Annotated in this window: 9 protein-coding genes; all 9 read right to left on the reverse strand. The window is 68.3% G+C overall.

Features of this window, described 5'->3' with window-relative positions; genetic code table 11:
* A partial coding sequence (locus tag ACK42S_RS14195) for a sigma-E factor regulatory protein RseB domain-containing protein (RefSeq protein ID WP_409708810.1) occupies window positions 1-873 on the reverse strand: 873 nt, incomplete at its 3' end.
* Window positions 874-887: 14 nt separating this feature from the next.
* Window positions 888-1,571, reverse strand: a complete 684-nt coding sequence (locus ACK42S_RS14200) for a sigma-E factor negative regulatory protein (RefSeq protein ID WP_409708813.1) — start codon at window positions 1,569-1,571, stop codon at window positions 888-890.
* Window positions 1,572-1,586: 15 nt separating this feature from the next.
* Window positions 1,587-2,192, reverse strand: coding sequence for an RNA polymerase sigma factor RpoE (gene rpoE / locus ACK42S_RS14205; RefSeq protein ID WP_409708816.1), 606 nt, complete (start codon window positions 2,190-2,192; stop codon window positions 1,587-1,589).
* Window positions 2,189-2,659, reverse strand: coding sequence for a hypothetical protein (locus ACK42S_RS14210; RefSeq protein ID WP_409708819.1), 471 nt, complete (start codon window positions 2,657-2,659; stop codon window positions 2,189-2,191). The genes rpoE and ACK42S_RS14210 overlap by 4 nt, the downstream gene beginning before the upstream one ends.
* A 36-nt stretch (window positions 2,660-2,695) precedes the next feature.
* Window positions 2,696-3,940, reverse strand: a complete 1,245-nt coding sequence (gene fabF / locus ACK42S_RS14215; RefSeq protein ID WP_409708822.1) for a beta-ketoacyl-ACP synthase II — start codon at window positions 3,938-3,940, stop codon at window positions 2,696-2,698.
* 41 nt (window positions 3,941-3,981) lie between these two features.
* Complete coding sequence (acpP, locus tag ACK42S_RS14220; RefSeq protein ID WP_047196359.1) at window positions 3,982-4,221, reverse strand: acyl carrier protein; 240 nt, start codon at window positions 4,219-4,221, stop codon at window positions 3,982-3,984.
* 137 nt (window positions 4,222-4,358) lie between these two features.
* A complete protein-coding gene (gene fabG / locus ACK42S_RS14225; RefSeq protein ID WP_409708825.1) occupies window positions 4,359-5,108 on the reverse strand; it encodes a 3-oxoacyl-ACP reductase FabG in 750 nt (249 codons plus the stop codon).
* Window positions 5,105-6,043 (reverse strand): ACP S-malonyltransferase, encoded by a 939-nt coding sequence (gene fabD, locus ACK42S_RS14230; RefSeq protein WP_409708829.1) that lies wholly within the window; start codon window positions 6,041-6,043, stop codon window positions 5,105-5,107. Before fabD ends, fabG begins: the two co-directional genes overlap by 4 nt.
* 61 nt (window positions 6,044-6,104) lie before the next feature.
* A partial coding sequence (locus ACK42S_RS14235; RefSeq protein ID WP_409708832.1) for a beta-ketoacyl-ACP synthase 3 occupies window positions 6,105-6,711 on the reverse strand: 607 nt, incomplete at its 5' end.

Below are 6,711 nucleotides of genomic sequence, written 5' to 3' on the forward strand. Positions count from 1 at the left end.
AATCGAGACATGGGCCAGGCCGTCGGAGAAGATGGTCTGGAGCATGCTGCCACGCTCGCCGCCGTCGGACGCACCGCTGACGTCGGGCGCCCCATCCACGGCATTGCTGCTGCGCTTGACGCAGCTCACGTGGCGGAAGCCCGGCACGATGCGCCGGTACACCCAGCCTTCGTCCTCATAGAAGGTGGGGGTCATGACCGGGCGCTCAACGCGATAGCCCTTCAGGCGCTTGAGCGGCTGGGTCACCGTCTCGGGCTGGGGCTTCACGCCGATCGACACTTCCGAGAAGGCCGAGGATTCGATCACCTCGCCGGCCGCGTTGATCACGTCGGCCCGCAGCAGCAGGCCGGAGTCCTTCTCTGACCACAGACGGTAGCCGTAGCGCATCGCATCGCGCGGCACGAGCAGCAGCAGCCGGGCCTCGTGTCCGGCCACACGGTCCACCCCCTTCTTGCGCACATCGTAGTGCTCGACGATGCGATCGCCGTCGTGGTCCACCAGCCGCGGGAAAGTGTTGACCGTCTCGCGCTGCTCGATCAGTGCGGTGCGCTGGTTGGGCCACAGCGTCGCAACCAGGTTGTTGTGACGCAGCACACGGCGCGGCTGTCCATCCAGGGTTTCGATGCGCTCGAACTGCTCGTTGCCCTCCCAGTAGTGCGCGATGCGTGCGCTGGTCATCTGGCCGCCCGAACTCACGACGAAGATGCCCTGGAAGTTGCGGGTCTGCGCCGCTTCGTGGATGCGCAGCAACCAGGAACGCAGCTCGGACTTGTCCAGGGGGGGGTCGGCCGGCAGCGTCTGGGCAAGGCCCGGGCCGGCCAGCGCGATCAGGCCCGCTCCCATCCAAGGGGCCAGCCAGCGGCGGAAATGCATGCGTGTCCTCACACTCAACGGCCGGGTCCTTCGTGGGTTGCGTTGCGCAGGAAGAGGGATGGTCCGGCCCCCAGGGCCGAGCCGCCCCCGAACTGCTTGTGCGCAGCCAGGTACTGGTCCAGCCGCGCATCGCGGATCAGGGTCTGGTCTCCATGAACCACCCGCAGCTCCGTCGCGGAGGCCGCTGTCGTCGGGGCCGCCGGCGCGGCCACCGGCACCACGGCGGTGGCCGCCACGGACGACGGCACCGCCTGCTGCTGAGCCAGCGGTGTGCCGCCCGATGACGGCATGCCCACACCGGCGTCCCCCAGGCGCAGCACGATCAGCGCACCCGCCACGGCCGCCACGCCTGCCGCGGTGGCCACGGGAGTACGCCAGCGCCGACGTGCACGCCCAACCGAGGAGGCCGCCACGGACGGAGCCACGATCACCGGCTCGTGTTGCAGGCGTTGGCGCACGCCCTGCAGGAACACGTCGCCCCGCGAGCCGCCGGCCAGGTCTTCGGAGCGCATCACATCGCCGATCAGGTGATAGAGGTGCCAGGCTTCGCAGTCCTGGCGGCGCTGCTCGGGATCTCCCTGATGCGAGGCCAGCCACTCGTCGAACTGCGAGGGGGTGGCCTCACCATCGAGCAGGGCGGACAGGCGCTCGCGTGAAGTCGCCTGGCCGTCCGCACTGTCCATCCGTTGCGCAGACATCACTCACTCTCCTGATCACCAACGTTTGCCATCGGGCGTGTCCAGCAGGGGACGCAACCGCTGCGCGATGGCCTCACGCGCTCTGAATATGCGCGATCGCACCGTGCCGATCGGGCAGTTCATGACCTCGGCGATTTCCTCATAGCTCAGCCCTTCGATCTCGCGCAAGGTGATGGCCTGGCGCAAATCGTCGGACAAGGCCTCGATGGCCGCGTTCACGGTGGCGGCCACTTCCTTGCTGGCCAGCACGGCATCGGGGGTTTCGCCGTCGGTTAGTTCGTTTTCCACCCGGGAAGTTTCGTCCTCGTCGTCCGCGGACATTCGCGCCGTTTCAGTGACCAAGGGGTCACGCTTGAGCTCGACCAGGCTCTTCTTGGCCGTGTTGACGGCGATCCGGTACAGCCAGGTGTAGAAAGCGCTGTCACCGCGGAACTGGGGCAGCGCACGGTAGGCGCGAATGAAGGTCTCCTGCGCGATGTCCTGGATCAGGTCGGTGTCGCGCACCATCCGGGCAATGAGGCGCTCGATCTTGCGCTGGTACTTGATCACCAGCAGGTCGAAGGCCTTCTGGTCGCCGCGCTTGATGCGCTCAATCAGCAGAGCATCGGCGTCGGCGGTCATGCGGTGGAGGGGGTGGATCCTGCCAGGGGGTCAGCGGCGCGAGTGGGCGAATATACCGCACAGCGCAGGGCATGCCAGCGCGACTCCAGGCCGGCACGCTGCAGGGGCAGCCAAACCGTACGGCGGTCACCGTGCGCAACGAGCTGCAGCAGCATCCAATCCCCCAGGTCGATGCGGACGATCACCCGTCCACGGGATTCGTGAACCTGTTCACGATCGCGCCAGTGCCAGTCCTGTCCATCCCAGCGCAGCAGGAAGCCGGGCCGGCCCCAGTGACGGCCCGCCAGGCCCCAAAGGCCCAGGAGCAGCGCGGGTACCAGGATCGGCACGGCCCACGCGCCCCAATGCCCGGTGGCCCAGGCGGCCAGGGACAGCGCCACGGCCAGCCCCAGCGCCAGCAAAGCGGCGCGCCACAGGGCGTAACGGTGCACCACCACCGTCACCGGCGGTGCGGTGCGCTGACGCATGGGGTCGGGCGACGCGCGAGCCGCTCGCCGCGGTGTTCAGATGCGCTTGAACACCAGCGAGCCATTGGTGCCGCCGAAACCGAAGTTGTTCTTCAGCGCCACGTCGATCTTCATCTCACGCGCGGTGTTGGCGCAGTAGTCCAGGTCGCACTCGGGGTCCTGGTTGAAGATGTTGATCGTCGGCGGGGACACCTGGTGGTACACCGCCAGGGCCGTGAACACCGATTCGATGCCGCCGGCGCCGCCCAACAGGTGGCCGGTCATCGACTTGGTGGAGCTGATCACCAGGTCCTTGGCATGCTCGCCGAAGGCCAGCTTGATGGCATTGGTCTCGTTCACATCGCCCAGCGGCGTGGAGGTGCCATGGGCGTTGAGGTAGTGCACCTGGTCTGGGTTCACGCCGGCATTGCGCATCGCGGCCTGCATCGAACGGCGCGGGCCGTCGACGTTGGGCGCAGTCATGTGGAAAGCATCGGCACTCATGCCGAAGCCCGCCAGTTCGGCGTAGATCTTCGCGCCGCGCTTCTTCGCATGCTCGTATTCCTCGAGCACCATCACGCCCGCGCCTTCGCCCAGCACGAAGCCGTCGCGGTCCTTGTCCCAGGGACGCGAGGCCGTCTTGGGATCGTCGTTGCGCGTGGACAGCGCGCGCGCCGCGGCAAAGCCCCCGATGCCCAGCGGCGAGACGGTGGATTCGGCCCCGCCGGCAATCATCACATCGGCATCGCCATACTCGATGAGGCGAGCGGCCTGTCCGATGCAGTGCAGACCCGTGGTGCAGGCCGTGACGATGGCCAGGTTCGGGCCCTTGAAGCCACACTGGATCGACACATGGCCCGAGATCATGTTGATGATCGACGCCGGCACGAAGAAGGGCGAGATGCGGCGCGGGCCACGCTCGCTGAGCTCCTGCTGGGTGGTCTCGATCATCGGCAGGCCGCCGATGCCTGAGCCCACCATGCAGCCGATGCGCTCGGCCCCCTCCTGGCTCAGCGCATCGCCGGTGGGCAGGCCCGCATCCCGCACGGCCTGCAGCGAAGCCGCCAGGCCGTAATGGATGAAGGTGTCCATGTGGCGGGCTTCCTTGGCCGGAAGATAGTCCTCGATGTTGAAGCCCTTGACCTCGCCGGCAAAGCGGCAGGCGAAGTTGGAGGCATCGAACCGGGTGATGGTGTCGATGCCGGACTGGCCGGCGACCAGGTTGCTCCAGGACTCGGCCACCGTGTTGCCCACGGGGGTGACGAGCCCCAGACCGGTGATGACGACGCGGCGACGGGTCATGTGAGACGGGGGATGCGGAACCAGGAACCCAGACCGGCCGATCAGGCCTTCTGGTGCTTCAGGGCGTAGTCGATGGCGAGCTGCACCGTGGTGATCTTCTCGGCTTCCTCGTCAGGGATCTCGATGCCGAACTCGTCTTCCAGGGCCATCACCAGTTCCACGGTGTCCAGCGAATCGGCGCCCAGATCGGCGACGAAGGCCTTCTCGTTGGTGACCTCCGACTCCGCCACGCCGAGTTGCTCGGCAATGATCTTCTTGACGCGTGCTTCGATATCGCTCATGACTCCTCCAAGAGGGTTTTCCAAAACAGCCCGTGATTCTACGACCGTTAGGGTGACAACTCTAAGCCACCCTGGCGGCCGGGGTCCCGGACGGGCTCGAGCCGGTCGGCGCCCCGGACGGGGCACCTCGAATGCTTTCAGTTCATGAACATGCCGCCGTTGACATGCAACTCGGCGCCCGTGATGTAGCCGGCCTGCGGCGAGGCGAGGTAGGCCACGGCATGGGCGATGTCCTCGGGCCGGCCCAGGCGGCCCAGCGGAATCTGCGACATCAGGGCCTGGGTCTGCTGCTCGGACAATGCGCGGGTCATGTCGGTCTCGATGAAGCCGGGAGCCACGCAGTTCACCGTGATACCGCGGCTGCCCAGCTCACGGGCCAGCGAGCGGGTCATGCCGGCCACACCGGCCTTGGCGGCCGCGTAGTTGGCCTGACCGGCGTTGCCGCTGGCCCCCACCACCGAGGTAATGTTGACGATGCGGCCGTAGCGCTGCTTCATCATCGGGCGGATCACCGCGCGGCTGAGGCGGAACACGGCCTTGAGGTTGGTGTCCAGCACGGCATCCCAGTCCTCGTCCTTCATGCGCATGGACAGGGTGTCGCGCGTGATGCCGGCGTTGTTGACGAGCACGTGCAGTGCGCCATGCTCCTTGACCAGCGCCTCGACCAGGGCCTCGACGCCGGCGGCGTCGTTCACGTCGAGCCGGTGGCCACGGCAGCCGGGGAAGGCCGAGAGGGTCTCGGTGATCGCGGCGGCACCGGCGTCGGTGGTGGCCGTGCCCACGACCTTGAGCCCCTGCCGGGCCAGTTCGAGCGCGATGGCACGGCCGATGCCGCGCGTGGCCCCCGTCACCAGGGCGATCTGGTCCTTGAAGACGATCTCGTTCATGCGAGCAGCTCCCTCACCTCGGCCAGCGTGGCCGGATCGTACAGTGCGGCGCTGGTGAGCTCCGCATCGATGCGCTTGACCATGCCGGCCAGCACCTTGCCCGGCCCGCACTCCACCACGTGGGTGGCGCCGCGCGCGCGCAGCGCCTGGACGCACTCGACCCAGCGCACCGGCCCGAAGGCCTGGCGGTACAAGGCCTCGCGAATGGCCTGCGGCTCGCCGTGCACGGCCACGTCGATGTTGTGGACCACCGGAATGCGCGGCGCAACGATGTTCACCTGGGCCAGGCGCTCGCGCAAGCGCTCGGCCGCGGGCTTCATCAGACTGGAGTGAAAGGGCGCCGACACCGGCAACGGCAGCGCCCGCTTGGCCCCGGCCGCCTTGAGCACCTCGCAGGCTTTCTCGACCCCGGCCTTGCTGCCGGCGATCACGGTCTGCTTCGGGTCGTTGAAGTTCACCGCCTCGACGACCTCGCCGCTGGCCGCGGCCACCTCGGCACAGTGGCGGCGCACCTCGTCGGCCTCCAGCCCCAGGATGGCGGCCATGCCGCCCATGCCCACCGGCACGGCCTCTTGCATGGCCTGGGCACGCAAGCGCACCAGGGGCAGGGCCTCGGCCAGGCTCAGCGCACCGGCCGCCACCAAGGCGGTGTACTCCCCCAGCGAGTGCCCGGCCACCAGGGCCGGCTCGGCTCCGCCTTCGGCGCGCCAGGCGCGGTAGCAGGCGATGCCGGCCACCAGCATCACGGGCTGGGTGTTGGTGGTGAGGTCCAGGGCCTCCTTGGGGCCCTCAGCGATCAGGCGGGCGACGTCCTCGCCGAGCGCGGCGCTGGCTTCGTCCAGCGTCTGGCGCACGGCGGCATGGTCACCCCAGGCGTTGAGCATGCCCACGGCCTGGGAGCCCTGGCCGGGAAATACAAAGGCGAAAGTGCTCATGGCGTTCGAGGTGGAAGACTCAGGGAATGCGGAGAATGCGGCGGTGCCGGAGCGGCTGCGTTCAGTAGTCGAGCAGCACCGCCCCCCAGGTGAAGCCGCCGCCGACCCCTTCGAGCATCAGGGTGTCCCCCCGGCGGATGCGGCCCTGGCGCACGGCGTGGTCCAGGGCCAGCGGGATGGAGGCGGCCGAGGTGTTGCCGTGTTCGTCCACGGTGACGACCAACTTGTCCAGCGGCAGCTTCAGCTTCTTGGCCGTGCCCTGCATGATGCGGATGTTGGCCTGGTGCGGGATCAGCCAATCGATATCGCTGTCCTGGCGGCCTGCCTTTTCGAGCACGGCGCGGGCGACTTCGTCGAGCACCTTGACGGCCAGCTTGAACACGGCCTGGCCATCCATCTTGAGCAGCGGATCGCCCAACACCTGGCCGCCGCTGACCGTGCCGGGCGTGCACAGCACCCCGGCATGGCTGCCGTCGGCGTGCAGCTCGGTGGCGAGGATGCCCGGGCGGTCGCTGGCTTCGAGCACGACGGCGCCGGCGCCGTCACCAAACAGCACGCAGGTGGTGCGGTCCTTGAAGTCGAGGATGCGCGAGAAGACCTCGGCCCCCACGACCAGGGCGCAGTGGGCCGAGCCGGTCTTGATCATCGCGTCGGCCACGCTGAGCGCG

This window comes from Caldimonas sp. (assembly GCF_046289365.1).
Taxonomy (GTDB): Bacteria; Pseudomonadota; Gammaproteobacteria; order Burkholderiales; family Burkholderiaceae_C; genus Caldimonas.

Bases quoted from the DNA above. Each gene is read 5' to 3' on its own strand.
- ACK42S_RS14200 (WP_409708813.1), bottom strand. From the start codon at position 1,571: ATGTCTGCGCAACGGATGGACAGTGCGGACGGCCAGGCGACTTCACGC.
- fabF (WP_409708822.1), bottom strand. From the start codon at position 3,940: ATGACCCGTCGCCGCGTCGTCATCACCGGTCTGGGGCTCGTCACCCCC.
- fabD (WP_409708829.1), bottom strand. From the start codon at position 6,043: ATGAGCACTTTCGCCTTTGTATTTCCCGGCCAGGGCTCCCAGGCCGTG.
- ACK42S_RS14210 (WP_409708819.1), bottom strand. From the start codon at position 2,659: ATGCGTCAGCGCACCGCACCGCCGGTGACGGTGGTGGTGCACCGTTAC.
- rpoE (WP_409708816.1), bottom strand. From the start codon at position 2,192: ATGACCGCCGACGCCGATGCTCTGCTGATTGAGCGCATCAAGCGCGGC.
- fabG (WP_409708825.1), bottom strand. From the start codon at position 5,108: ATGAACGAGATCGTCTTCAAGGACCAGATCGCCCTGGTGACGGGGGCC.
- acpP (WP_047196359.1), bottom strand. From the start codon at position 4,221: ATGAGCGATATCGAAGCACGCGTCAAGAAGATCATTGCCGAGCAACTC.